This window comes from Marinilactibacillus sp. GCM10026970, assembly GCF_042660675.1.
Taxonomy (GTDB): domain Bacteria; phylum Bacillota; class Bacilli; order Lactobacillales; family Carnobacteriaceae_A; genus Marinilactibacillus.
The window spans coordinates 1-26,721 of sequence record NZ_JBHSUL010000015.1 but is presented as its reverse complement, the minus strand read 5'-3'; the positions used below and the strand labels follow the sequence as shown (position 1 = coordinate 26,721).

Annotated in this window: 21 protein-coding genes; all 21 read left to right on the top strand. The window is 36.8% G+C overall.

Annotation, left to right across the window (positions count from 1 at the left end; translation table 11 throughout):
- Nucleotides 1-49 precede the first annotated feature (49 nt).
- A complete protein-coding gene (locus ACFP65_RS05340; RefSeq protein WP_379916616.1) occupies nucleotides 50-496 on the top strand; it encodes a GatB/YqeY domain-containing protein in 447 nt (148 codons plus the stop codon).
- Nucleotides 497-686: 190 nt separating this feature from the next.
- Complete coding sequence (locus ACFP65_RS05335; protein ID WP_379916614.1) at nucleotides 687-1,658, top strand: PhoH family protein; 972 nt, start codon at nucleotides 687-689, stop codon at nucleotides 1,656-1,658.
- Complete coding sequence (gene ybeY, locus ACFP65_RS05330) at nucleotides 1,658-2,131, top strand: rRNA maturation RNase YbeY (protein WP_379916612.1); 474 nt, start codon at nucleotides 1,658-1,660, stop codon at nucleotides 2,129-2,131. The genes ACFP65_RS05335 and ybeY overlap by 1 nt, the downstream gene beginning before the upstream one ends.
- Entirely contained in the window at nucleotides 2,115-2,510 is a 396-nt protein-coding gene (locus tag ACFP65_RS05325) for a diacylglycerol kinase family protein (RefSeq protein ID WP_379916610.1), read from the top strand. Before ybeY ends, ACFP65_RS05325 begins: the two co-directional genes overlap by 17 nt.
- Nucleotides 2,511-2,528: 18 nt before the next feature.
- Entirely contained in the window at nucleotides 2,529-2,933 is a 405-nt protein-coding gene (locus tag ACFP65_RS05320; RefSeq protein ID WP_379916608.1) for a cytidine deaminase, read from the top strand.
- Nucleotide 2,934: 1 nt separating this feature from the next.
- On the top strand, nucleotides 2,935-3,843 hold the full coding sequence (gene era / locus ACFP65_RS05315) for a GTPase Era (protein ID WP_379916606.1): 909 nt from the start codon (nucleotides 2,935-2,937) through the stop codon (nucleotides 3,841-3,843).
- Between the two features lie 68 nt (nucleotides 3,844-3,911).
- Nucleotides 3,912-4,688 (top strand): DNA repair protein RecO, encoded by a 777-nt coding sequence (gene recO, locus ACFP65_RS05310; RefSeq protein ID WP_379916604.1) that lies wholly within the window; start codon nucleotides 3,912-3,914, stop codon nucleotides 4,686-4,688.
- Between the two features lie 42 nt (nucleotides 4,689-4,730).
- On the top strand, nucleotides 4,731-5,222 hold the full coding sequence (locus ACFP65_RS05305; RefSeq protein ID WP_379916602.1) for a hypothetical protein: 492 nt from the start codon (nucleotides 4,731-4,733) through the stop codon (nucleotides 5,220-5,222).
- A 466-nt stretch (nucleotides 5,223-5,688) separates the two neighbouring features.
- Entirely contained in the window at nucleotides 5,689-6,618 is a 930-nt protein-coding gene (gene glyQ, locus ACFP65_RS05300) for a glycine--tRNA ligase subunit alpha (RefSeq protein WP_379916600.1), read from the top strand.
- A 1-nt stretch (nucleotide 6,619) separates the two neighbouring features.
- On the top strand, nucleotides 6,620-8,713 hold the full coding sequence (gene glyS / locus ACFP65_RS05295) for a glycine--tRNA ligase subunit beta (RefSeq protein WP_379916598.1): 2,094 nt from the start codon (nucleotides 6,620-6,622) through the stop codon (nucleotides 8,711-8,713).
- Nucleotides 8,714-8,811: 98 nt separating this feature from the next.
- The gene (locus ACFP65_RS05290) at nucleotides 8,812-10,527 is read left to right on the top strand and encodes an ABC transporter ATP-binding protein (protein ID WP_379916596.1); all 1,716 of its coding nucleotides are present in this window, start codon (nucleotides 8,812-8,814) and stop codon (nucleotides 10,525-10,527) included.
- A 110-nt stretch (nucleotides 10,528-10,637) separates the two neighbouring features.
- Nucleotides 10,638-11,147 carry a transcription repressor NadR gene (locus tag ACFP65_RS05285; RefSeq protein ID WP_379916594.1) on the top strand — a complete coding sequence of 170 codons (510 nt, stop codon included), beginning with the start codon at nucleotides 10,638-10,640 and terminating at the stop codon, nucleotides 11,145-11,147.
- Nucleotides 11,148-11,232: 85 nt separating this feature from the next.
- Complete coding sequence (locus ACFP65_RS05280; protein ID WP_379916650.1) at nucleotides 11,233-11,796, top strand: hypothetical protein; 564 nt, start codon at nucleotides 11,233-11,235, stop codon at nucleotides 11,794-11,796.
- 192 nt (nucleotides 11,797-11,988) lie between these two features.
- On the top strand, nucleotides 11,989-13,878 hold the full coding sequence (gene dnaG, locus ACFP65_RS05275) for a DNA primase (protein ID WP_379916592.1): 1,890 nt from the start codon (nucleotides 11,989-11,991) through the stop codon (nucleotides 13,876-13,878).
- A gap of 20 nt (nucleotides 13,879-13,898) precedes the next feature.
- Complete coding sequence (gene rpoD / locus ACFP65_RS05270; protein ID WP_379916590.1) at nucleotides 13,899-15,032, top strand: RNA polymerase sigma factor RpoD; 1,134 nt, start codon at nucleotides 13,899-13,901, stop codon at nucleotides 15,030-15,032.
- Between the two features lie 181 nt (nucleotides 15,033-15,213).
- Entirely contained in the window at nucleotides 15,214-15,831 is a 618-nt protein-coding gene (locus ACFP65_RS05265; protein ID WP_379916588.1) for a 50S ribosomal protein L25, read from the top strand.
- A 132-nt stretch (nucleotides 15,832-15,963) separates the two neighbouring features.
- Entirely contained in the window at nucleotides 15,964-16,665 is a 702-nt protein-coding gene (locus ACFP65_RS05260) for a tRNA (adenine(22)-N(1))-methyltransferase (protein WP_379916586.1), read from the top strand.
- On the top strand, nucleotides 16,662-17,780 hold the full coding sequence (locus ACFP65_RS05255; protein WP_379916584.1) for a Nif3-like dinuclear metal center hexameric protein: 1,119 nt from the start codon (nucleotides 16,662-16,664) through the stop codon (nucleotides 17,778-17,780). Before ACFP65_RS05260 ends, ACFP65_RS05255 begins: the two co-directional genes overlap by 4 nt.
- A gap of 65 nt (nucleotides 17,781-17,845) precedes the next feature.
- Nucleotides 17,846-19,075: a peptidase T gene (gene pepT / locus ACFP65_RS05250; RefSeq protein WP_379916582.1), complete on the top strand. Its 1,230-nt coding sequence runs from the start codon at nucleotides 17,846-17,848 to the stop codon at nucleotides 19,073-19,075.
- Nucleotides 19,076-19,156: 81 nt separating this feature from the next.
- Nucleotides 19,157-22,774: a PD-(D/E)XK nuclease family protein gene (locus ACFP65_RS05245; protein ID WP_379916580.1), complete on the top strand. Its 3,618-nt coding sequence runs from the start codon at nucleotides 19,157-19,159 to the stop codon at nucleotides 22,772-22,774.
- Nucleotides 22,774-26,583 carry a helicase-exonuclease AddAB subunit AddA gene (gene addA, locus ACFP65_RS05240; protein ID WP_379916578.1) on the top strand — a complete coding sequence of 1,270 codons (3,810 nt, stop codon included), beginning with the start codon at nucleotides 22,774-22,776 and terminating at the stop codon, nucleotides 26,581-26,583. Before ACFP65_RS05245 ends, addA begins: the two co-directional genes overlap by 1 nt.
- The last annotated feature ends 138 nt before the right edge of the window (nucleotides 26,584-26,721 follow it).

Below are 26,721 nucleotides of genomic sequence, written 5' to 3'. Positions count from 1 at the left end.
GCCTCGATGGATCTTAATGTACCACCACTTTTTTAAGAGGGTGAATCGTTTGGCCAAACTAGAAGAACTAAATCAAGATATGAAAGTAGCGATGAAAGCTAAAGATCGCGAGAGTCTAACAACAATTCGTATGCTTAAATCTGCCTTGCAAAACGAGCAGATCAACAAAGGTGAAGAGTTGACAGATGATGAAGAACTAACTGTTCTTGCTCGCGAGAAAAAGCAGAGATTGGAATCTTTACACGAGTTTCAAGAAGCTGACCGCAAGGATTTAGTGGAAAAACTTGAAAAAGAATTATCCATTGTCGATCGTTATCTTCCAGAACAATTAAGTGAGGAAGAGATTTCTCAAATTGTTCAAGATGCAGTCGTTCAGACTGGAGCGGACTCCATGAAAGATATGGGGAAAGTAATGGGTGCCATTTTACCTAAAGTTAAGGGTAAAGCTGACGGAAGTCTGGTTAGCTCACTAGTCAAAAAAGAACTAAGCAAATAAAGAAAGGGAGTTGAGATATTCATCTTGACTCCTCTTTTTTTTCGACTTTTTTCTTTGAACAGCGGCGATAAACTTCTAATTGAATAAGAAAATGCTATTATACTTCTAAATATAGAGATTAAATTACATTTATGCTATCATTTGATAGAAGCGATTATTAATTAAACAATTCAAAGGAGTTGGCATTTGTTTGACTGACAATGCACATAAAAAAGTCCGAATCTTTGATGATTCAGAAATAGCGATTCAAATATTTGGAGCACAGAACATTCATCTCAAGTTATTGGAAGATGAATTGGCTGTCACGATAAACAACCGAGGTAATCAAGTTGAGATTAGTGGCGATAAAGAAGCTGTCGAGTTAGCAGACAGTGTATTAAACGAAGTAGAGCTGCTTTCTGAAAGAGGAAATAGAATCAAGCGTACAGATATCTTATCCGCAGTAAGAATGGCTCAACAAGGCAAACTATCTCAATTCATAAAAATGTATGAAGAAGAAATTGGTAAAGATCGCGATGGACGTCCAATTCGCATTAAAAATGTGGGTCAGAGAAATTATGTTCATTCTGTAAAAAATAATGACATCGTTTTAGGTATCGGTCCAGCCGGTACTGGTAAAACTTATGTCGCTGTCGCAATGGCAGTAGCGGCAATGCGCAGAGGAGAAGTTAAACGAATCATTTTAACACGTCCTGCTGTTGAAGCAGGGGAAAAATTAGGATTTCTACCAGGTGATTTAAAAGAAAAAGTCGATCCTTATTTACGACCTCTGTATGATGCTCTTTACAATATATATGGAACAGAGCATACAAACCGTTTAATGGACAGAGAAATTATCGAAGTTGCGCCTTTAGCTTATATGCGTGGACGTACACTAGATGATGCATTTGTTATCCTTGACGAAGCTCAAAATACAACTGTTCCACAAATGAAAATGTTTTTGACTCGTCTAGGTTTTGGCTCAAAAATGATTATTAATGGAGATAAAACTCAAATTGATTTACCTTCTGGTACGACAAGTGGTTTAATTCATGCTGAGCGTGTATTAAGTGGCGTCACGGGTATCGGTCATATTCATTTTGAAGCCGAAGACGTCATCAGACATCCTCTAGTTGCTAAAGTCATCAAAGCCTATGAAAAAGAAATGGATCTGAAAAAATAATGGAAATCATATTATACGATGAAACAAATCGATTACAACCCGAAGAAGAACAACTAATAACAGATATTTTGGATTTCTCAGCTGAAAAGCTTTCAATTGAAGAAACTGCAGAAGTTTCTGTAACTATTGTAGATAATCAACGGATTCAAGAGATCAATAAAACCTATAGAAACAAGGATTATGCTACAGACGTGATCAGCTTTGCTATGGAAGACGAACAGGAAGATGAATGGGTTATGCCAGATGATGACTCGTTTGACTTACCAAGAGTGCTTGGGGACCTATTTATTTCAATCGAGAAAACAAGCGAACAGGCAGAGGAATACGGACACTCATTTAAAAGAGAATTAGGGTTTCTTGTTGTTCACGGCTTGCTTCATTTGAATGGCTATGATCATATGAATGAAACAGATGAAAAAGAAATGTTCTCTCTGCAAGAAGAAATTTTAAAGGAGTATGGACTTGAACGATAAAAAACAGCTGCCGCAAAAAAACAGAAGATACAGCGATTCCTTCCGCTATGCATTTGAAGGCGTCAAAACGACTTTTCAAGAAGAACGCAATATGCGTACCCATGTTATGGCAGGTGCCATTGCATTGATTCTTGGAGTCTTTCTTTCGTTGTCTGTAACGGAATGGTTATGGATCTTGTTGGCTTCTTTTCTCGTTTTTGTCATGGAGATTCTAAACACGGTTATTGAAAACCTTGTGGATCTCGTTACGCAAGAGTATCACCCATTAGCTAAAAAAGTAAAAGACATGGCCGCAGCGGCAGTGTTGAGTACAACGGTTTTTTCGGTTGTAACTGGGCTACTGATTTTCGCACCAAAGTTGCTAGACCTGTTTTTTTAACGAGAGGATTTTTACAGTATGAACAACGATCAAATCAAATCTCTTATTCAACAAGCAGATAAAATGTTAGACAGAGCTTACGTACCGTATTCACATTTTCCAGTTGGTGCTGCACTGATGACTAAAGAAGGAAAAGTTTATTCCGGATGTAATATAGAGAATGCATCATTTGGGTTAACAAATTGCGCTGAAAGAACGGCTATTTTTAAGGCAGTCTCTGAGGGAGAAAGAAACTTTGAATATATTGTCGTAACTGGAGATACCGATGGCCCAATTTCACCTTGTGGTGCATGCAGACAAGTCATGAGTGAGTTCTTTGCACCCGAAACGAAAGTGTTACTTACAAATAAAAAAGGAATGGAACAGGAAACAACCGTAAAAGACTTGCTTCCTGGAGCCTTTCAATCAAAGGATATGGTATAAAATGTCAGAAGAAAGAGTACACAAATCTGGATTCGTCTCGCTTATTGGGAGACCAAACGTCGGTAAATCAACATTATTGAATCGAATGATCGGTCAAAAAATTGCTATCATGAGTGACAAAGCCCAAACAACTAGAAATAAAATACAAGGTATCTATACAACAGATAACGAACAAGTTGTCTTTATCGATACACCAGGTATTCATAAACCTAAGCACAGATTAGGCGATTTCATGGTAGATTCAGCGTTAAGTACATTCAACGAAGTAGACGTTGTCTTATTCCTTGTGAACGTAGCAGAAAAGCGTGGACCTGGAGATAACTTTATTATTGAAAAATTGCAACATATCTCTACACCAGTCTTTTTGATTTTAAATAAAATTGACCAAGTTCACCCGGATGAACTTCTTCCGATTATTGAAGATTATCAAGAACAATATGACTTCGATGAGATCATTCCAATTTCTGCAATTGATGGAAATAACGTGGACCGTATGCTAGATGTTGTTATTAAATATCTTGATGAAGGCCCTCAATATTATCCTGAAGATCAAGTTTCCGATCACCCTGAGTACTTTATCGTATCAGAATTGATTCGTGAGAAAGTCCTTGAATTAACGAGAGAAGAAGTTCCCCATTCAGTAGCTGTTGTTGTTGAAAGAATGGTGCGTGATGAATACGATAAAGTTAAAGTAGATGCAACCATTATCGTAGAACGTAAAAGTCAAAAAGGCATCATAATCGGAAAAGGCGGTAAAATGCTGAAAGAAATCGGTACGCGTGCTAGAAAAGATATTGAACGACTACTAGGAGATAAAATCTATCTTGAAACTTGGGTAAAAGTTCAAAGTGACTGGCGCGACAAGCAAACCTATCTTTCGGATTATGGCTACAAGAACGAAGATTATTAATCAATAAAAATCAGCTGGACGTTTTCTTTTATAGAGAAAACGTCTATTGCTTTATTCAGAGGTGTAAAATGGCACATTTAGAAGAAGTAGAGGGTATTGTCATATCTGTTAGAAAGCACCGGGAAAGAGATTATCTGGTTAAGTTGTTCACTGACCGTTACGGTAAAATGATGTTTTTTGTGAGAGGAACTAAAAATCCAAACAACAAATTGAAACGTGCGATTCAGCCTTTTTCTCATGGAACATATATTGCAGATATAAGAGACCAGGGGTTGAGCTTTCTTAGAGATGCCAAGGATATTGCGCCTTATTCTCAAGTTCAGCTTGATATCTTTAAAAACGCTTATGCAACTTATGCTTGCGGATTAGCTGATGCAGCACTAGAAGACAGAGTTCCAGACTTTGATTTGTTTAGTCAATTAAAAGATGGCTTAACTCTGATGGATGAACTTGAAGAACCAGAAATCATTTTAAATATTTTTGAAATTAGGTTCCTTAGATATTTCGGGGTTATGCCCGAATTGAGAGGGTGCGTTATTTGCGGTAAAACAGAAGGTGCATTTGATTACTCCAGTAAGTACAACGGACTTTTGTGTCCGAATCATTACTTTGAAGATGAACGAAGATATCATGCAAGTCCAAAAGCCATTCACTTTATCCGCTTATTCTCAGTGATTTCATTCGATAAAATTGGAACGATTTCCATGTCCGAACAAACAAAGAAAGAAATCCGCTACGTCATTGATAAACTCTATGAAGAATTAGTGGGGTTAAAATTGAAAAGCAAACGATTTATTGACCATATGCATGAATGGGATGGGGTTTTGAAAAGACCAGAAGATTAAAATGAGTTTCTGGTCTTTATTAATATTGAAAGGGTTTTTGAAGTGATAATGTTAATTAAATCTGGTTTACTATTATTATTGAGTTTCTATTTTTTGCCTATGGTATATCAGTCAAGACGGGTCGTGATTCATCAGTATAGATTTCTTTTTGAAAAGGTCTTAGCGGTTATTTTAATAATAGCTGTTTTCACTTTTATTACATATGTGGAACCCACTTTAATAAATTATAGTTTAGCGATTGTCGTATTTGCTATTTTAATTTTTGAGAAACTTGTACTAGGCTTTACGGAAACTGGTGTGATTGCATTGATTGAAGGTAATTATCACCCTAAAGGCTTACTAAGTGATGAAATTAGCTTTGAGGACACCAAGGACTGGTTAATTAAAGAGAAAAAACATTCACTCAAGATTCGTTTTACTGTCGATAGTCCGCATCCAACTTTACGTTATTTGTCACTTCCAATCGACAAAAAATCAAAGGTTATGGAACAATTAGATCACTACAATATTTTTCCAACCATCATAAACCGGTAAATTACTTTGGTAATTTGAATCAACTTTCTACTTTAGTAGTTAAAATTCATTACAGAATAAGGAGCGGCGTAGAATTATATCTAGACAACAAAGATCAGCTAGCTACAATTGAGCTTGTTGAAAAACATCATCTTTTTGCATATGTCCTTTAATCGAACAATTCAAGATTGACATTATAGCATGTTCGTGTAAGATAGAAATTAACAATTAAACAGTACAAAGACAGAAGAAGTAGAAATGTAGCGTCTAAGAAGCGAGCTTGGGATAGTGTAAGCCAAGTCTAGATCACATTTTGAAAGGCATCTGGAGTGCATAAATAAAGCGCTAGTATGATTTCATGCTAGAAGTAGGGTGGAACCGCGAGAGAACTCGTCCCTATACTGATTGTAAAACTGTCAGTATAGGGACGAGTTTTTTATATGCTCAAATTTTATACCAATACAGTACTAAAAAGGAGTACGATTATATGAAAAAAGCACTGACGTTTCAAGAAATCATTTTAACTTTACAGAAATACTGGTCTGACCAAGGTTGTATGTTGATGCAAGCATACGATACAGAAAAAGGGGCAGGTACGATGAGTCCCTATACGTTCTTGAGAGCGATTGGTCCTGAACCATGGAACGCAGCTTACGTTGAACCTTCGAGACGACCAGCGGATGGAAGGTATGGAGAAAATCCTAACCGTCTTTATCAACATCACCAGTTCCAAGTGGTTATGAAACCTTCACCAGACAATATTCAAGAATTGTATCTTAAAAGTCTTGAACTTTTAGGTATCAATCCTTTAGAGCATGATATTCGTTTTGTTGAAGATAACTGGGAGAATCCATCTCTTGGTTGTGCAGGTCTTGGCTGGGAAGTTTGGCTTGATGGTATGGAAGTGACTCAATTCACTTACTTCCAACAAGTTGGCGGACTCGAAGTTGATGCTGTAACAAGTGAATTAACTTATGGACTTGAGCGTTTAGCTTCTTATATTCAAGACGTCGAAAGTGTTTATGATATTGAATGGGCACCTGGCGTTAAGTATGGCGAAATCTTCAAACAACCAGAATATGAGCAGTCTGCTTATGCCTTTGACTATAGCAATCAAGAAATGCTGTTCAATCATTTCAAAGAGTATGAAACGGAAGCTCATGCACTAATTGAAAAGGGACTAGCACACCCAGCATATGACTGCGTACTAAAATGTAGTCACACGTTCAACTTATTGGACGCTAGAGGCGCAGTATCTGCAACAGAGCGTCCAGATTTCCTTAGACGTATCCGTAGAATGGCGCATAGCATTGCTCGTGCATTTGTTTCAGAACGAGCTAATCTGGGATTTCCTTTATTAGATGAAACTGAAAGCCCTGCTTGGGTAGAGCGTTATACTGAAAAGGAGGCAAACTAATATGCCACATACATTTTTACTTGAACTCGGTTTAGAAGAAATGCCAGCGAAGGCAATTAAACCTGCTGTTGAACAATTGAAAGATAAAGTTCAGGCTTACCTTGAAGAAGCAAACTTGGATTTCAAAGAAATTAAGACCTATTCTACTCCAAGAAGACTGGCTATCATGATCGAAGAGTTAGCGGAAATGCAGCCCGATGACAAGCAACTGGTTAAAGGACCTGCTAAAAAAATTGCTCAAGATGCTGAAGGAAACTGGTCCAAAGCAGCAATTGGCTTTACTCGCGGTCAAGGTGCTTCAACGGATGATATTGTATTCAAAGAAGTAAAAGGTGTTGAATACATTTATGTAGAGAAATTTACAAAAGGAAAAACGGCTGCTGAAATTTTGGCAGACTTACCAAATATCATAACTTCCTTAACTTTCCCAGTAAGTATGAAATGGAGTACCTACACTTATAAATTTATTCGTCCACTACACTGGCTAGTCGCTTTACTTGATCAAGAAGTTTTACCAATCACTGTTTTCGGTATTGAAGCTAGTCAGAACACTAAAGGACATCGTTTCTTAGGGGAAGCCATTACAATTGAAAGTGCTGACGCTTATGAAACGGCTTTAGAAAACCAATTCGTGATTGCGGACAGACAAAAACGTCAAGAGATGATTGAAACTCAAATTAAAGATTTATGTGCTGAAAATGGCTGGAAAGTACCTTTAGATAACAAAGAACTATTAGATGAGGTTACTGACCTAGTAGAATATCCAACAGCCTTTTCTGGCTCTTTTAACAAAGACTATCTAAAAGTCCCTGAAGTTGCTTTAGAAGTTTCGATGGCTGATCATCAAAGATATTTCCCAGTTCGCAAAGATGATGCCTCACAAGCCTTTTTGCCAAACTTCATTGGAATTCGTAACGGATCAGCTGATGACATCGAAACTGTCATCAAAGGAAATGAAAAAGTACTTGATGCAAGGCTGGCCGATGCTAAATTCTTCTATGAAGAAGATCAGAAAGTTTCAATCGGAGAATTTGTAGACAAACTAAAGCGTGTTTCCTTCCACGAAAAACTGGGGTCTATGTACGATAAACAAAAACGCGTTTCACTGATTGCACAAATCCTTTCAGAACAATTTGAATTGTCTTCTGACGAAAAATCAGCTTTAGAAAAAGCAGGAACATTTTTCAAATTTGATCTAGTCTCCAGTACAGTAGTCGAATTCACAAAGCTTCAAGGTGAAATCGGTGCGATTTTAGCTAGAGAAAAAGGAGAAGATGAATTCGTTTGTGCAGCCATTGCTGAACAGTATCTTCCAACTTCGGCTACAGGAAATGTTCCAGCTACAAAAGTAGGCACCGTTCTTTCTTTAGCGGATAAACTGGACACTTTGATGATGTTTTTCGCAATTGGTCAAGTTCCATCAGGATCAAATGATCCATTTGCCTTGAGAAGACAAGCAATGGGCATTGTTAAAATGATTGAACAATCTTCACGTCATTTCTCAATCGCAGAAGTGATGACTAAAATTGAAGAACAATTACCCCTTAATGTAGAGTTAAAAGCTGGGATTGCACAAAATCAAACGATTTTACTTCAGTTCCTTAAAGACCGTCTGGATCAGTTAATGCAATCGGATAGCAGTGATCAATCTGTCATTGCCTATGACATCAGACAAGCTGTTTTAAATGCTGATCAAGCAGATATTGTACTATTGATGGATACGGCTTCTGTATTGAATCTTAAAAAAGATGACTCAGATTATAAATCAATCATAGAATCCCTTAACCGTGTTTCTAATCTCGCACAAAAAGCGAATCCAAACGGACTTGTTGATCAAGCATTGCTAGATACAGCTTCTGAAAAAGCATTATTTGAAAAAGCCACATCAACTGTAGATCGATTCATGGAATCCAAACAAGCAGATGAGCGATACGAAGAACTCAAGTCTTTGAGTACATTTATCGATGCCTTTTTCGAAGAAAACATGGTCATGGCTGATAATGAAGCCGTTAAGCAAAATCGATTGTCTTTATTGAAAATGATTAATGATTTATCGATCACTTTTGCAGACACTACACAATTACTCATCAAATAAGTAGAATCTGACAGGGTAGAACAGGTTGAATGAAAAACTTGTTCTGCCTAATGTCAGCATCAAAGGGAATATAGAAGAATACTGGGGGCATTTATTTAGTGTTAAAAAAATTTTTCAGCTATTATAAACCGTACAAATGGTTATTTACATTAGACTTTTCTTCAGCGATTATCGTTGCTATGTTGGAATTGGCTTTTCCAATTATTGTTCAAAGAGTAATCGATACGATTTTGCCAACAGAAGAATGGCCAACAATTGTCTGGGTCTCTATAGGATTGCTATCCATTTATGTAATCAACACGATATTACAATTTATCGTTACGTATTATGGTCATAGACTGGGAACCAATATTGAAACCGATATGCGTCAGGATTTGTACAAGCATATTCAAAAGCAATCTTTTAAATATTTTGATAACAGAGAAACTGGGAAGTTGATTACTAGATTGACTTCTGATTTATTTGAAATTGCTGAGCTTGCGCATCATGGACCTGAAGATATTTTCATCACGATTTTCACCTTACTGGGTGCTTTTGGACTTATGTTAACCGTACATGTACGCTTAGCCATCATGACGTTTTTGCTGGTTCCGCTCATCGCCTTGGCTGTCATATTCTTTAATAAAAAAATGACTAGTGTAAACAATCGCATCTATGATGATTTAGCTGGCTTTAGTGCAGGTATCTCAGCTTCAGTCGGTGGGATTAGAGTTGTACAAGCTTTCGCAAATGAAGAGTTCGAAGATGAGCGATTCAAAGTTTTGAATACAACGTATAAAAAATCAAAATATCTTTTTTATAAAATGATGGGACTTAGTAGTTCTTATAATTATCTCTTTATGCGCTTAATCACCTTGTTCGCGATGTTCTTTGGGGCTTACTATACAATACAAGGAGAACTATCCTATGGAGACTTTGTCGCATTTATATTGTTCGCCAATGTGCTTGTGCGTCCAATTGAAAGAGTCAACATCATGATTGAAAGTTATCCCAAAGGAATTGCTGGATTTAAAAGACTTCAAGATGAACTGGCTAGAGAACCTGAAATCCAAAATTCTCCTAACGCAGTCGCAGTAGATTCTTTAATTGGAAATATCGATTATACGAATGTGTCTTTTGGATATGAAGAAAATAGTCCGATTCTTGATAAAGTTAATCTATCCATAAAAGCAGGTGAAACGATCGCGTTCGTTGGTCCAAGTGGAGCAGGGAAGACAACAATCTGTAATTTACTTCCCAGATTCTACGAAATTGATTCTGGAAGTATCGAAGTAGATGGTCATAACATTCATGATTTAACCGTCCAATCTCTTAGAGAACAAATTGGTGTTGTTCAGCAAGATGTCTTTTTATTCCCAGGCTCAATCAAAGACAATATTCTTTATGGAGATTTAACTGCAAACGACGAACAAGTTAGAAAAGCTGTACAATTAGCTAATTTAGAAGAGGTTGTTCAATCCCTTCCAAACGGCTTAAATACCATTATTGGTGAGCGAGGCGTCAAACTTTCTGGCGGTCAGAAACAGCGTCTGTCGATTGCTAGAATGTTTCTTAAAAATCCACCGATTCTTATCTTAGATGAAGCGACTTCGGCACTTGATACCGAGACTGAACAAGCGATACAAGAAGCGCTCGACTCTCTTTCAGAAGGACGTACTACATTGATTATTGCCCACAGACTGGCAACAATCAAAAATGCAGACCGCATCGTAGTCGTTACAACGAATGGCATTGAAGAAGAAGGATCTCACGAGCAACTTATGGCATTAGATGGAGCTTATAAACGTCTTTATGATGCTCAGTTTGCTAATTAATTAAAAAGATTATGATTTATAAATGAAAAAGCACTTGTTATGAGTGCTTTTTTTTGTATAAACTATACTTGTGAATTTATTTGGAATACGTTCAATAAAAGGAGGATTAGATGGAAGCAGAAACAAGGAGAGAGCAGATTCTATCTACACTTTCTGAATCAAATCATCCAGTTGTAGCAAGAGTGTTGGCTGAAAGATTCGGAGTCAGCAGACAAGTCATTGTTGGAGATATTGCACTTTTAAGAGCTGAAGGTCAGGAGATTATCTCAACACCCAAAGGCTATATAAGAAGAGTTGAAACACATATTCATAAAAGAAGAATTGTCTGTCAGCACCAATACCAGCACACGCAGGAAGAATTGTATACCATTGTTGATCATGGAGGACAAGTACTGGACGTTATCGTAGAACATCCTTTATATGGTGAAATCATAGGCGGGCTTAATATATCCAGTAGGATGGATGTGGATGATTTTTTAAAGGCGATTGAGAAAAATCATACTTCACTATTAGCAGAATTAACTGACGGTCTTCATACTCACACGATTTCGGCGAAAGATGAAGAAACGCTTGATAAAATATCCGCAACTTTAGGTGAGAAAAACTTACTTTACAAATAAACTATTGTAATTTCTCCTGAATACATTATACTTGATAGGTGTAAAGACACCTGTAAAGTTTTGGTGTAAAAAAGGAGTGTTTCAAATTAAAAAGACAAATACATTAAGATTGACCATTAGTGCACTATTGACGGCAATTGCAATTGTCATTCCAATGGTCATGCCTGTTAGAGTCGTGCTTGAACCAGCTTCATTCACACTGGCTAGTCATGTACCCATATTCTTAGCTATGTTTTTCTCTCCAGGGATTGCTGTCGCCGTATCCATTGGTTCTGCTGTCGGCTTTTTATTAGCTAGTTTTCCGATTGTAATTGTTTTAAGAGCATTGAGTCATGTCGTTTTTGCCTATATCGGAGCTAAGATTTTATATAACCGTAGAGAAGAGATTTTAAGTTCTCCCGCTAAGAGTACGGTATTCTCTATTGGAATAGGGGTTTTACATGGTGGGGCCGAGATGTTGATTGTTTCGTTATTCTTTTTCGGGATTCTTCCAGGTACAGCTTACACCGAAGGGTTTTTCTACGTCGTATTTTTATTAGTAGGCGTTGGGACAATTGTTCATAGTATGGTTGATTTTTTATTGGCTCAATTTATTTGGAAATCAATGGGTGACCGAGTACTGAACATATCTAAAAAAATACAAAATTAGTTAAAAAAACAGTAATCAGTTAATAATTTAATAGATATTAGCTACTGAGCAAATTCTTTTCTATATAGAAGGAATTTGCTTTTTTAGTCATCTGTGATATACTATTGGTTGATTAAAATAGGCTAAATGTGTTCAGCACGTTGAATAAAATGTGCGTGATTTTGAATAACTTGTGAAGGGAGGTCACCGTTTATGGTCCGTATTCCAGAGGAAACGATCACTCAGATTAGAGAAGAGTCTGATATCGTCGATGTTGTTTCACAGTATGTTCAATTAAAGAAATCCGGGCAGAATCATTTTGCCCATTGTCCCTTCCATGATGATAAGACGCCCTCGTTTTCAGTAAACGAAAAGAAACAAATCTTTCACTGCTTCAGTTGTGGCAGAGGTGGAAATGTCTTTTCTTTCATACAAGAAATAGAAGGTGTGTCTTTTCCTGAAGCCGTCATAAAATCTGCAGAGATTGCTGAAGTCCATATTGATGAGCAAATTATAGAACAGGCACATCAGTCTAGACCAAGTGGAGATAGTCGCTATAGCAAACTCCTTACAATTTACGAAAAGACTCAGGAATTTTATCACCATATTCTTATGAATACTCAAGTTGGGGAAGCAGCTTACAATTACTTGATTGATCGAGGGATGAAAAAGGAAACCATAGAAGAATTCAAACTAGGGTTTTCTCCCCCTCAAAGAAATGCTTTAAAGTTATATCTAGACAATCAAGAAGACTTGGAGCAGGCTCTTTTCCCGCAAACAGGTTTGTTCTCTGACCGAGATGATGGTCAGCTCTTAGATCGGTTTTCTGGCAGAATTCTGTTTCCAATCAGAGATGACAAAGGAAACACCGTTGCTTTTTCAGGTAGGATATTTGAAGATCCTACCAAGCAGAACACTTCTGAGAAACCTTTTCATTCAGCTAAGTATGTTAACAGCCCTGAAACGGAAATCTTTAATAAGAGACGCGTTTTATTCAACTACGATAAAGCGAGAGCGAGTATAAGGCGAGAAAGTGAAGTGTATCTTTTTGAAGGTTTTATGGACGTTATTTCTTCCTGGCAGGCAGGAGTAAAAAATGGAATAGCTTCTATGGGAACGAGTTTGACAAACGAACAGATTCAGTTAATGGATCGAGTGACGGATAAAGTGGTCATCGCCTACGATGGTGATCTAGCAGGCTTGGATGCTACGAAAAGAGCTACTGAGTATTTTCTGGAACAGACACATTTTGATATAGATATTGCAAGTTTTCCTGAGAAACTGGATCCTGATGATTACATTAGCTCCCGAGGAAAAGAAGCTTACAAAGAGTTTTTACTACACGGGCGAGATACGTTTATGAGTTTCCTGATGAAGTACTTTCGCTCAGGTATCAATCTAAAAAACGAAAGCGAACGATTATCTTATATTGAAAAAGTTTTAAAAGAAATGACTGTAGTTAACTCGCCGGTTGAAAGAGAACTCTATTTCAATCAGTTATCTCAAGAATTCAAAGTATCTCAAGATACGTTAAAAGAACAATTCCAGCAATATTTGATGGAAACACAAAAATCCAGAACAAAAGAACTTAAAAAACAACAAGCGGAGCGAAAAAGTGAACCGAGTTCGCTTCAAGTTACACGACAGAACAAGGTAAAGAAAACGACGGTTGAACAAGCAGAAAAGATGCTGTTAAATAGACTTTTTTATCATGATGAGGTATGGTATACATTACAGGGTCTTTCTTATGAATTTTCATTTCCGGATGAGCATTACCAAATCCTCTATCTCTTATACGAGTCTTATTTCAAGGAGAAGGGTGAGCACAATGTAGAAGCCTTTCTGGATTTCATAAAAGATTCAGAACACAAAAAGAAAGCCACTGAAATTTTTTGGATGGACCTTGGGGAAGAACTTGTTCCAGGAGAAATCGAGGACTATATAGACGTTTTATCCAATCGATCACCCCTAGTCACAAAGCTTCAATTAAAGCGAGAAGAGTTAAAAGAAGCTGAGCGTATTGGTGACAAGCAAAAACAGACCTCTTTAACAATAGAAATTATCAATATCAATCGTCAGCTAAAAACTGCAAAAGAAGCGTAAATCAGGAGGCACACCATTCTATGGCCAAAAATAAGGAAGAACTTAAAGACGAATCAAACAAAACTTACGAAGCAGCTGTCAAAGCTGTTATCAAAGAAACAAAGAAAAAAATGGATCAAACTATTTCTTATGTTGAATTGACTGACAAACTAGCAGAACCATTTGAACTTGAGAAAAATCAAATGGACGAATTGATTCAAAAAATTGAAGACGAAGGTATTGGCGTCGTCGACGAAGACGGAAATCCTTTAGCTAAACAATTAGATAAAGAAGAAGAGATTGTTGAAGAAGCTAAAAAAGAAGAAATGATTGCGCCACCGGGTGTTAAAATCAACGACCCGGTTAGAATGTACCTTAAAGAAATCGGTAGAGTGGATCTTTTAAGTGCTAAAGAAGAGATTGCTCTAGCTAAACGAATCGAAACAGGTGATATTATCGCTAAGCAAGAGTTAGCAGAAGCCAACTTGCGTTTAGTTGTATCTATTGCGAAACGTTACGTCGGTAGAGGGATGAGTTTCCTTGATTTGATTCAAGAAGGTAACATGGGGCTAATGAAAGCTGTAGAAAAATTTGATTACGAAAAAGGATTTAAATTCTCAACTTATGCTACATGGTGGATTCGTCAAGCTATAACCCGTGCGATTGCCGATCAAGCTAGAACGATTCGAATTCCTGTTCATATGGTAGAAACTATTAACAAACTTGTTCGTATCCAGCGTCAGCTACTTCAGGATCTTGGGCGTGAACCGACTCCTGAGGAAATTGGAGCAGAGATGGATCTTCCTACTGAAAAAGTACGAGATATCCTTAAAATTTCTCAAGAACCAGTATCTCTTGAAACGCCAATTGGTGAAGAAGATGATTCTCACCTAGGTGATTTTATTGAAGATAATGAAGCTACAAGTCCTTCAGATAACGCTGCATATGAATTGCTGAAAAGTGAATTGGAAGATGTACTAGATACATTAACTGATCGTGAAGAAAACGTATTGCGATTAAGATTTGGTCTAGATGATGGTCGTCAAAGAACGCTTGAAGATGTTGGCAAAGTATTTGGTGTAACTAGAGAACGTATCAGACAGATCGAAGCTAAGGCTTTGAGAAAATTGCGCCACCCGAGTCGTTCGAAACAATTGAAAGACTTTTTAGAATAATCTGAAAATTTGATGAGACAGGAGCTGCTGTTTGAGCGGTTTCTGTCTTTTTTTCATGCATTTCACGTTAAAAAGACTTTTGTTTTTGTATTACGTTGCGGAATTTGGTATAATACTTATGTTAATGCATAGAAATATCATAAGTTAATTACTTATAATATAATTTGGAAGGTGAAATATAATGAAAATTACAGCTACTAAACGTACTGAAACAGGTACATCAGCATCAAAGAAAGCAAGAAGTGAAGGTAAAGTACCAGCAGCGATTTACGGTAAAGACGTAGATACAGTTTCTGTATTGCTTAACCAAAAAGAATTACAAGATACGCTTCGTCAAGTAGGATCTAATGGTGTTTTTGAAGTAGACGTCGAAGGCGAAACTTACCAAGTATTCGTTAAAGAACAAAAATCTGCAGCAATCAAGCCAATCTTGTTCCACGTTGACTTACTTGCGTTCACTAAAGGACAAAAAGTTACAATGTCAATTCCAGTTTACATCACTGGTGAAGAAGAAATTGCTGAGGGATATGTTTCTCAATCAATCTCTGAATTAGAAGTTGACGTAGCTCCTGCTAGTGCACCTTCAGAATACACTGTAGATGTTTCTAAAATGACAATCGGAGACAGCATTTCTGCTGGCGATATCGAGTTAGATGCTGAAACAACATTATTAACTGACGCTGACTCAACAGTTGTATCTATCTCAGCTCCAGATGCAGTTGAAGAAGAAACTACTGAAACTTCAGACGAAATGCCTGAACCAGAAGTTATCGGTGAATCTAAAGAAGATTCTGAATAATTTTCTGAAAAAAGACTCTGGATAACCTGTGAGTGGTCAATTGACCCTCGCGGGTTTTCTTTTTTAAAATTGATCTTAAAACTTACATAAATGACTGTACTTTATAGTATAAGAAATTAGAAGAGGTGCCCGATGGAATCTGTACAATTATCAAAACGACTAGAACGTGTAGCGTCTTATATACCAGAAAATGCGAGATTAGCAGATATAGGTTCTGATCATGCCTATCTTCCATGTGCATTAGTGCAGCGTGAAGCAATCTCATTTGCCGTAGCTGGAGAGGTTGTTAAAGGGCCTTTTGAAAAAGCATTGAATGAAGTGAAACTAAGAAATCTTGAAGATCATATTGAAGTTAGATTTGGAGATGGAGTAGAAGTTATTCAATTAGATGATCAAATTACAGCCATTTCTATCTGTGGAATGGGCGGTGCTTTAATCAGAGATATATTAGATAGAGGTCTGTCTCAGAAAAAACTTAGTAGAACAGAAATTTTAGTTCTACAACCGAATGTCGGTGAAAAAACCTTACGCACATTTTTAATGACTCAAAACTATAAAATTGTAGCTGAAGAAATCGTAGAAGAGAATGATAAAATTTACGAGATTATTGTTGCTGAACCAAGCTTCGAAAGTGTCAAGTACACCGACCATGAATTAACTTTTGGTCCTTTTCTGTTATCACATAAAACTGCTGTGTTTAAGAAAAAGTGGCTTCAAGAGTTAGATAAGCTTCATTATATTCTTGCTCAATTAAACAAATCTGCGCAACCAGATGCAGACAAACAATCTAAAATCAACAAAGAAATTACGATGATAAAGGAGACGATTCAGTGAAAGAGGTTCAAGTCCAAGATATCATACAGGAGATGGAACGATTTGCACCGCCTCACTTAGCAGAAAACTGGGATCCTATCGGACTATCGTTTGGTTCAAAAGAAACGATTGTCAAGAAAGTGCTTATTGCGCTAGACGTAGATGCACATACCATTAAAGAAGCTAAAAATCATGAAGCTGATCTTATTTTAACTCATCATCCTGCTATCTTTAAATCTTTGAAAACTTTGAACGATGCGGATAGTCGACGAAGAGAATTTATTCAATTAATCCAGTCTGATATTGCAGTTTACTCTGCTCATACGAATATAGATGCCGCTGAATATGGAATGAATGAATGGCTTGCGGATGCTTTGAACTTTCCTAAAGAGAGAGAGATTGTGTCTGAAGTCTATCAGGCACCTTATAAGAAGATTGCAGTCTTCGTACCTAAGGATTCATCTGAAACGGTTCGACAAGCTATGCATGATGCAGGTGCAGGCGAAGTGGGGGATTATAAAGATGTTTCGTATGATATTTCTGGAACAGGTCACTTCACACCTCAAGAAGGAGCAGAACCAAATAGAGGCGAGATCAATCAGCAGAAGTCAGTTGATGAAGTCAGGATTGAAATGATGTTTCCAGAAGATAAAACGTCAGCTATCTTAAAGTCTCTTGTCCAAGCACATCCTTATGAAGAACCTGTTTTCGATTTGTATACGATTGAAAACCAAAAACAATCATTTGGATACGGTAGGATTGGAACAATGAATCAGACGACTGACGAGATGATTTCATCAGTGAAATCTGCTTTTGATATTGATCATTTAAGATATAGTAGCTATGACCTCTTAAGAAAACATAAAAAAGTCGCTATATTCGGCGGTTCTGGAGAAGACTACTATAAAGATGCTCAGAGAAAAGGCGTCACTTTATTCATTACTGGGGACGTCTCTTACCATGGTGCGCAAGATATGTTAAGAGATGGAATGGACGTCATTGACCCCGGGCATTTTATTGAATCGATTTTTATCTCAAAAATGTCTGAAGTATTAAATACATGGAAAGATTCATTAGAGTGGGATCTTGAAATTATTGAAGCTTCTTCTCAAAAAGATGTATTTGATTTTAAATAATTGAAAGTATTTAAACTCGAAATAGTGTAAAATAAATCTTATAATCAATCTGGAGGAATGAAAAAATGTCTAGTCAATTAGTTGATCGTTTTATCAAATATGTAAAAATCAATACGCGCTCCGATGAATCAAGTACGACTGTTCCATCTACACAGTCTCAAATTGATTTTTCAAAAATGCTCATGGAAGACTTAAAAGAAATCGGTCTAAGTGAAATTGAATTCAATGAGAAAAACGGCTTTGTAACTGCTTCTTTAGAAGCGAATACGGATAAAGACGTGCCAACTGTTGGATTTATTGCACATATTGATACCGCTGATTTTAATGCTGAAAATATCCAGCCTCAATTCCATGAAAACTATGATGGACAAAAAATCGTTTTAAATGAAGAGAAGTCTATTGTCTTATCACCAGAAGATTTTCCAAATATGAAAAACTATGTGGGACAGACGTTAATTACAACTGATGGAAATACATTACTCGGTTCTGACGACAAATCAGGTATCGTAGAAATTATCGGTGCTGTAGAATACTTATTGAATCACCCTGAAATCGAACATGGTAAAGTCAGAATCGCTTTTGGTCCAGATGAAGAAATCGGCACTGGAGCTGACTTGTTCGATACGGATCACTTTGCAGCTGACTTCGCTTATACTGTAGACGGTGGACCTGTTGGTGAACTTGAATATGAAAGTTTTAATGCAGCTTCTGCTGATTTGTTTATCCAAGGTAAGAACGTTCATCCTGGTACAGCTAAAGACACGATGGTCAATGCATTAAAATTGGCTGTTGAATTAGATACTATGCTTCCACAAGAAGAAGTACCTGAAAAAACAGACGGCAGAGATGGGTTTTATCATCTTCTAGGAATCGAAGGTACTGTCGAAGAAGCTAAGATGGGTTATATTATCCGTGACCATAGTCGTGAATTATTTGAGGAAAAGAAACAGAAACTGACTTCTATCGTTGAAGAGCTGAATAAACGTTTTGACCAAAAAAGAATTACATTAACGCTAAAAGATCAGTATTATAATATGAGAGAAATCATTGAAAAAGACATGCGTTCAGTCGAAATCGCTGATGAAGCTATGCGAAACTTAGATATTGAACCAGACGTTAAACCAATTAGAGGTGGAACAGACGGTTCTAAAATTTCATTTATGGGCCTTCCAACTCCAAACTTGTTCGCTGGGGGAGAAAACTTCCACGGTCGTTACGAATTTGTTGCGGTAGAAAGTATGGAAAAAGCAATGGACGTCATTATTGAAATTATTAAATTGACTCATACGAAATAAGGTTAACAAAAGAGATAGGTATCTTGTCAAAAAGGTATCTGTCTTTCTTTTTACCATTCAAAGATTAGAAAGGGGTATTGCATGAGTCTTCAATTTGTTATTGGAAGAGCACATACTGAAAAAGAAACGGCTTTGATCAGCGAGATGAAAGAGATTATGGATCAAGATTCTACTGCCCAAGTATTTTATCTCGTACCCGATCATATCAAGTTCGAGACGGAAATCACCGTACTTCAATACTTAAAAAGCCTTCAAGAAAATCCAAAAGACTACACAGGTATGATCAATCTTCAAGTGTTTAGTATTAGTCGATTAGCCTGGTATTTTTTACAGGATAGTGCGGTATACAATCAGACTCAATTAACAGAAACCGGACTTTCTATGCTTGTAAGAAAACTTGTTAAAGATCATGAGACCTCTCTCAGTATATTCAGAGGCGAAAGTACACAGCAAGGATTTATTGAAAAGCTGACTTCGCTTTTTATGGAAATGAGAAATGGACGAATCAATATAGAAGATTTAGAAAAATTATCTGGCGCTGAAGAATCAGATGCTACTAGCGGTAATGACTTCAAACAAAAGATTGCAGATATTCAGTTATTATTTCAATCATTCAACGAGCAGCTGATAAACCAATATATTGAAAAAGAAGATATCATTAAAGCCTTGATTGAAGAAATTAAAAAGCGAGATATGTCTAATACGACAATATATATTAATCACTACCAAAATTTTTCAGCCCAAGAACAAGAGCTTCTGATAGAATTGATTCGGTCTTGCAAAAATGTTGTTATTTCTCTCGTTCTTGATCAGAAGTATGCAGTTGAACCCCCAGAACTGACACACTTATTCTATGAAACTGGCATGACTTACTACCGACTCTATCAGCATGCTTTGCAGGAAGGTTTACCCGTTTTGAATGATCGCCTGATAACAGAGGTGAGTGATCAAAGATGTGAAGAAATCAATCATCTAGAAGATTTTTGGGTTAAAAGTTCCATTGGCTCAGCTATCAGAATTCCTGATCATAGGATTGAAATGGATGAGTGTATTGAGATTTGGGGTGCAGAAACAAAGCAAGCTGAAATACTGCATGTAGCCAATAGAATTAGAAAAATGGTTTTGCAAGAAGGCTACCGATATAAAGATATTATGATTACGAGTCGAAACATTGAGTCTTACAAGACAGTCATTGAACCGACGTTTCAGGAAAATGATATCTCACTTTTTATTGATGAAGCAGATACAATGTCCGGGCATCCACTTGTTGAGCTCATACAGAGTCTCTTATTGATCTTCAAGAGAAATTGGAGATATGAAGATGTGATGCGCTTTTTAAGAACGGAATTATTTGTACCACATTTAAAAGATACAATTATACCAAAGGATGTAGAGCTTCGAATCCCTTACATGAAGCAAGCTCATTCAGATTGGCGAAGAGAAGTGGATCTGACAGAAAATGTTATGCTCGCTTACGGTTACGAAGGGTCAGCATGGACTAGAGATCAAGAATGGATCTATGCTCGCTTTCAGATTGAAGATATGGAAGAACAGTTGGATTCCGACAAACAGACTCAAGCAATTGCTAATAAAGTGAGAGTGATTGTAAGAGAAACCTTACTTCCTTTCTTTAAACGAGTCCAAAAAGCTAAAACCAACCGAGATGCCGCAAGACTTCTTTATCAATTTCTAGTCAATAACGGTATAGATGATCAAATTTTGTTCTGGCGCGATCAGTCGTTGGAAAGCGGAGACCTTGTAGAAGCCCGGAAACATGAACAAGTTTGGGGCACATTCATGGACATGCTAGATGAATTTGTTGATGTGCTAGGAGATGAAGAATGGTCGATTGATTCTTTTCTGACGATATTAGAAACAGGATTTGAACAAGCGACATATAGTATTGTCCCACCGAGCATCGACCAAGTTATGCTGACCAATTTCGACAAAGAACGTGTTCATACAAAAAAAGTGGTCTTCATTCTGGGGATGACTGATCAAGTGCTACCAATGAATCGTGAAAATGACTCAATTTTGACCGATGAAGATCGTGAAAAAATTCAGGCAGTATTACCAATGGATCGTTTCCTTTCTCCAACAACTCAATCGATGATAGCTTCTGAACCGTTAGCAGCCTACAGAGCATTTATGAACGCCTCAGATAAGCTGATTTTTAGCTTCCCAGTTAAACAAGAAAGTGGTACTGACAATCGCATTAGTCCTTATATTCAGAGAATAGCCGATTATCTATCTGTACCTATTCAAGCAAAACTTGCTGACAGTCATCTGATCTATGATCAAAATTTCGATAAAATTATGCCCTTTATAGGTTCTAGAAAACAAACAATTGGTCAATTAAATACTATTTTAAGAGAAGGTATCGATCAGGATACATTACCTAATGTATTTTGGCTCAGCTTATATGAAAAACTTCGAGATAAAGAAAGCTTCTTTGAAAACAGAGTATTTAATAGTTTAGACCATAAAAACATTCCGGTACCATTGACCAATGACTTGGCTGAACAGCTTTACGGGAAAGACCTTTATCTTTCTGTCTCGCAGTTAGAAAGTTTCTATCTTGATCCATATAGTCATTTCTTACAATATGGTCTTCGATTAAAAGAGCGTTCTATTCAAGAACTGACACCGACTGAAACCGGTAATTTCTTCCATGATGCGTTGGATTCTATCTTTAAACTAATTGTATCCCGAGATCTAAGCGTTAAGGATCTTGATGAACAAACACTTGCTAGACTAACAGATGAAACTCTAAACGAACTTTACGAAAAGAATCAGTTCCGATTACTTTCGATGTCTAATAGAATGCAGTTCATAAGAGATCAATTAGGTAAAACGGTAAAGAGAATGATGTGGGCAATTAGTAAACAAAATAAACGTAGTCATTCAACTCTTAAAAAATCTGAAATTCTATTCGGTCGAATCGGTAATACTAGTGGCATCCCAGGGTTGGCTTTCCCTTTGAATAACGGTGGGCAAATCCATGTACGTGGTAAGATCGATCGCCTTGATACGATGGAAGTAGACCATAAATTATATTTGAGCATAGTGGATTATAAATCTAGTCAGCATTCTTTCAAATATGATGAACTTTTCTATGGTTTAATGATGCAGATGATTACTTATCTGGATACAGCTGTTGAATTTTCTCCAGTATTATTAGGCCAACAAGCCAAGCCCGCTGGTGCTTTCTATGCGCAAGTAAAGAACCCTTATCTTAAATCTAAAGAAGCAAATGAAGAAGAGTGGATGAGTGCTTTATTAAAAGAATTCAAATTGAATGGACTTGCGATTAACGATGAAGAAATTTTAAGTAACCTAGATTTAACACTTGAAGCTGGTAGTCATTCTCTTGTCTATCCAATCAACCAGTTAAAAAATGGAACTCTTAAAGGAAGAGGGCTTATTACAACTGAAGAATTGGATCTTCTAATGCAGCATAATCGAAAATTGATTGTTGACGCAGGGAACCAGATTCTCACCGGTAAAAATATGTTGATGCCTTTTATTGAAAAACGACAATTTACACCTTCTGTAAGTGGCCCTTATAAAGCTATTTCACAGTTTGACGTTTTACTCGAAGAAAATAATTATCGTCATTTTGAAGATATTCCAGATAAGAAAGAATTGATTCACCGAATTTCTAATAAATTGATTATTCCAGGAGAGGAGTCTATTTAATGAAGATCTTACCGAAAAAACCTGAGTCTAGCTTGTTTACGGACAGTCAGTGGCGATCTATCCAAGATGAAGGGAAAAATCTATTGATCTCAGCCTCAGCTGGTTCTGGAAAAACGACTGTTCTTGTACAAAGAGTGATTGAAAAAATAAAGAACGGAGTCAGTGTTGATGAGTTGCTTGTCGTGACGTACACCAACGCTGCTGCAAAAGAAATGAAGGAACGTATTCAAGTTGCTATTCAAAAAGAAATCAGTGACACAAAAGATACGAAACTTCAGCAGCACCTAGTTCGTCAGCTACCTTTACTGAACCAAGCAAATATCTCTACCTTACACGCTTTCTGTCTGAAAGTAATTAGAAGGTTTTATTATTTAATCGATTTGGACCCTGTATTTAGAATGTTGACAGATGATACTGAAAATATTTTAATGAAAGAAGATGTGTGGGATGATTTAAGGGAAGAACTCTACGGCGAAGAAGGAACGCTGTTCAAGACACTAGCAGCTACTTATTCCAATGATCGTTCGGATGATGGCTTAACAGAGCTCATTTTTTCTCTATATAATTTTTCAAGATCAAATCCAGATCCGAAAAAATGGCTAGAAGAACTTACACAACTTTATACAATCGAAGAGGGTAAATTAGAAAAAAGTCCGCTCTTTGAAAAATTAGCTAGGCCTCAAATGCTTCAAATGGTCGATTTGTTTATTGAACTAAATGAAAACGCCTTGATGATCAGTAACGGAGATGAAGAACTATCCAAAGTCATCACCACACTAGAAACAGAGAAAAATCATTTCAAAGAAGTGCAACAAAACATTATAAACGGTCATTTGGAAGAGACCTATCAGTTATTAGAAACGTTTAAATTTAAGACATGGTCTGCTCCTAGAAAAAAAACAACTCCAGACGAAGTTAAAGAAGCAGCCAGTGAGATGAAAGCTTTCAGAGATCAGTATAAATCGGTTTATAATCGATTAAAAGAAGAATTTTTCAGCGTTCCTATCTCAAAACAAATTGAATTAATGGGTTCCGTCAACACACTCGTAGGGGAAATGGCAAGAGTTACTGGACTTTTTGCAGATGCTTTCCAGAACCACAAATATGACCGTCGACTACTGGATTTCAATGATCTAGAGCATCTCACATTCCAGATATTAACCAAGAAAACGGATGATGGAACAATCGGACCTTCTGAAGCTTCTGCTTACTACAGAAATTGTTTCAAGGAAGTTATGGTAGATGAATATCAAGACATTAACTTTCTTCAAGAAAGTATTCTGAAATGGTTAACCAACGATTCTAAAACCCAAGGCAACCAATTCATGGTAGGTGATGTTAAGCAATCTATCTATGCCTTTCGTTTAGCTGATCCTGATCTATTTATCGAAAAATATGAACGCTATGAATCCAAAGAAGAAGGAGAGCGTATTATTCTAGCGGAGAATTTCCGCTCAAATCATCACGTACTGGACTTCACAAATTACATTTTCACACAGTTAATGGATAAAGAAGTAGGGAATTTAGCATACGACGAATCCGCTCGTTTGAAACAAGGCTTCCATGCTTTTCCAAAGGATCTTCAGTGTGAGACAGAAGTGCTTATCTATGAAAAGAATACAGATGACAGTGAGAATCAAAGTGAAGAAATAACGGACTTTGAGGATGTTTCTGAAACTTTCCAGATTGATTCCAAAGCTGAAGGCGAATTATTAATGGTTGGAGAGAAAATATTAGACCTTATGCAGTCAGGTTTTCAGATCTATGATAAAAAAACTAAGCAAAATAGGCAGCTAACATACAAAGATATTGTCTTACTAACACCAACTAAAAAAAATAACCTCGTGATCCAAGATATTTTCAATAAACAATTAGGTATACCTACAGCCATCAAAGATACACAAAACTATTTCAGAACAACTGAAATCAGTATTATGATGTCTTTGCTTAATATTATTGATAACCCATGGCAAGATATTCCTCTGGCTGCGGTTTTAAGATCTCCTATAGTGGGTTTGAATGAAATTGATCTTACAAAAATTCGGTTGATGAATACGACCTCACCTTATTTTGAATCCTTACTCGATTTTATTAGTCAGGAAGAAAAAGAACCAAGTAACCGACACCTACAACTTAAATTAATTGAATTTATGGAAAATTTAGAACGCTGGAGGGAATTATCTAGAAGACAGCCAATCGTTAAACTAATATGGACGATATACGAAGATACGGGCTTTCTACATTACGTTGGAGGCATGAGTTCAGGTAAGCAAAGAAAAGCCAACTTACACGCACTTTACGAGCGTGCAGCTGCTTACGAGAAGACAAGTTTCAAGGGACTATTTCAGTTTATACGCTTTATTGAAAAAATGCAGAAAAAAGACAAAGATCTAGCTGAGCCTTCTGTGGTTAGTGACGGGGAAGACGCCGTTAGAGTGATGACCATTCATGCCAGTAAAGGTCTTGAGTTCCCAGTCGTATTTGTACTGGATATGTCAAAAAGATTCAATCAGACGGATCTTAAAAAACCTTATGTCTTTGATGAAAAATTCGGTGTTGGTGCGGAATACAAAGAAGTACAAGAGGACGCTCTTTTTCCTAATGGTCGATTCACAACATTGCCAGAGCGTGTTTTAAAAAATCACAAAAAAAATAAATTACTTTCTGAAGAAATGCGCGTTCTTTATGTTGCCTTAACCAGAGCTGAACAAAAGTTATTCTTAGTCGGTTCTTATAAAGATAAAGACGCAGCTATGAAAGAGTGGGGGACAGTCAGTGCACACCAGGCGACTGTACTACCAGCAGACGCCCGCTTACAAGCTTCTAGTTACATGCACTGGATAGGTATGAGTCTAGCAAGGCATGGTAGTATTGATTATGAAAACTGGTTACCTTCTACAAACAAAGAAATTGTTGGTCATCCCGTTGAATTTAAGGTTTCTTTTCAAAATCAGTATGATCTGGAAACCCAGCTAAAAAATCTTCAAACGGATGAAAAATCGAATTGGTTTACGTCGTTTAAAAACAAAGAACTTAAATGGGAAGAAAAGAAAGAAACCAGCAAGGCAGTAGATGAAGCCATTCATTTAATTGAATCTAATTATACACATCAGACAGCAACATTGACCACAAGTTACCAATCGGTTTCTGAAATTAAACGGTTATTTGAGGAACCAAATGATGGGCAAATGATGAAAATCGATGTCACGAATCCTAGGAGTTCTTACAGATATGTTGAAGAAAAATTAGAACGTCCAGCTTTTATATCAGAAGTTCTTCAACCGAGTCCTGCAGAAATAGGGCAGGCAACGCATTTAGTCTTACAATCTTTAAAAATAGATAGCCTACCAACAAAAGAATTTCTTGAAGAACATATTCAGACTCTTGTTGAAAAAGAAGTGTTATCAGAAGAAATGGCCCCCCTTGTTCGAGTTGAACAACTTGTCCGTTTCTTTGAAACAAGTTTCGGTCAGAAAATTGTTAGTCTGTCAAAGAACGTAAACAGAGAAGTACCTTTTTCGCTGATTCTTGAAGCAAACGAGCTCTTTATGGATATGGAAGAGGAGACAGACCAAATTCTCATTCATGGTATCGTTGATGGGTATATTGAGGAAGAAGATGGATTGATCCTATTTGATTACAAAACAGACCAGATCCAAAGATTTGAAGACCCCAAACAAATTATGTTAGAGAAATATAGTGGTCAACTTCGACTTTACCGACAAGCATTGGAAGCAATCTTGAAGAAACCAGTAAAAGAGACGTATCTTGTTTTATTAGATATTACAGAAATTGTTTCAATTCCTTAAATTACACAAAAAAAGCGAAGTCCCAAGTACATCGGATATAGTGACCCCAAAAAGTTAGACTTTTTTCAGAGCAGATATTCTGCTCTGTTTTTTTATGCTATTTTACACTCGTTTGTATGAGTTCGTCGATACTCGATT

Bases quoted from the DNA above. Each gene is read 5' to 3' on its own strand.
- addA (WP_379916578.1), top strand. From the start codon at position 22,774: ATGAAGATCTTACCGAAAAAACCTGAGTCTAGCTTGTTTACGGACAGT.
- ACFP65_RS05260 (WP_379916586.1), top strand. From the start codon at position 15,964: ATGGAATCTGTACAATTATCAAAACGACTAGAACGTGTAGCGTCTTAT.
- ACFP65_RS05325 (WP_379916610.1), top strand. From the start codon at position 2,115: ATGGACTTGAACGATAAAAAACAGCTGCCGCAAAAAAACAGAAGATAC.
- ACFP65_RS05320 (WP_379916608.1), top strand. From the start codon at position 2,529: ATGAACAACGATCAAATCAAATCTCTTATTCAACAAGCAGATAAAATG.
- ACFP65_RS05285 (WP_379916594.1), top strand. From the start codon at position 10,638: ATGGAAGCAGAAACAAGGAGAGAGCAGATTCTATCTACACTTTCTGAA.
- pepT (WP_379916582.1), top strand. From the start codon at position 17,846: ATGTCTAGTCAATTAGTTGATCGTTTTATCAAATATGTAAAAATCAAT.
- ybeY (WP_379916612.1), top strand. From the start codon at position 1,658: ATGGAAATCATATTATACGATGAAACAAATCGATTACAACCCGAAGAA.
- glyQ (WP_379916600.1), top strand. From the start codon at position 5,689: ATGAAAAAAGCACTGACGTTTCAAGAAATCATTTTAACTTTACAGAAA.
- recO (WP_379916604.1), top strand. From the start codon at position 3,912: ATGGCACATTTAGAAGAAGTAGAGGGTATTGTCATATCTGTTAGAAAG.
- glyS (WP_379916598.1), top strand. From the start codon at position 6,620: ATGCCACATACATTTTTACTTGAACTCGGTTTAGAAGAAATGCCAGCG.
- ACFP65_RS05245 (WP_379916580.1), top strand. From the start codon at position 19,157: ATGAGTCTTCAATTTGTTATTGGAAGAGCACATACTGAAAAAGAAACG.
- rpoD (WP_379916590.1), top strand. From the start codon at position 13,899: ATGGCCAAAAATAAGGAAGAACTTAAAGACGAATCAAACAAAACTTAC.
- dnaG (WP_379916592.1), top strand. From the start codon at position 11,989: ATGGTCCGTATTCCAGAGGAAACGATCACTCAGATTAGAGAAGAGTCT.
- ACFP65_RS05265 (WP_379916588.1), top strand. From the start codon at position 15,214: ATGAAAATTACAGCTACTAAACGTACTGAAACAGGTACATCAGCATCA.
- era (WP_379916606.1), top strand. From the start codon at position 2,935: ATGTCAGAAGAAAGAGTACACAAATCTGGATTCGTCTCGCTTATTGGG.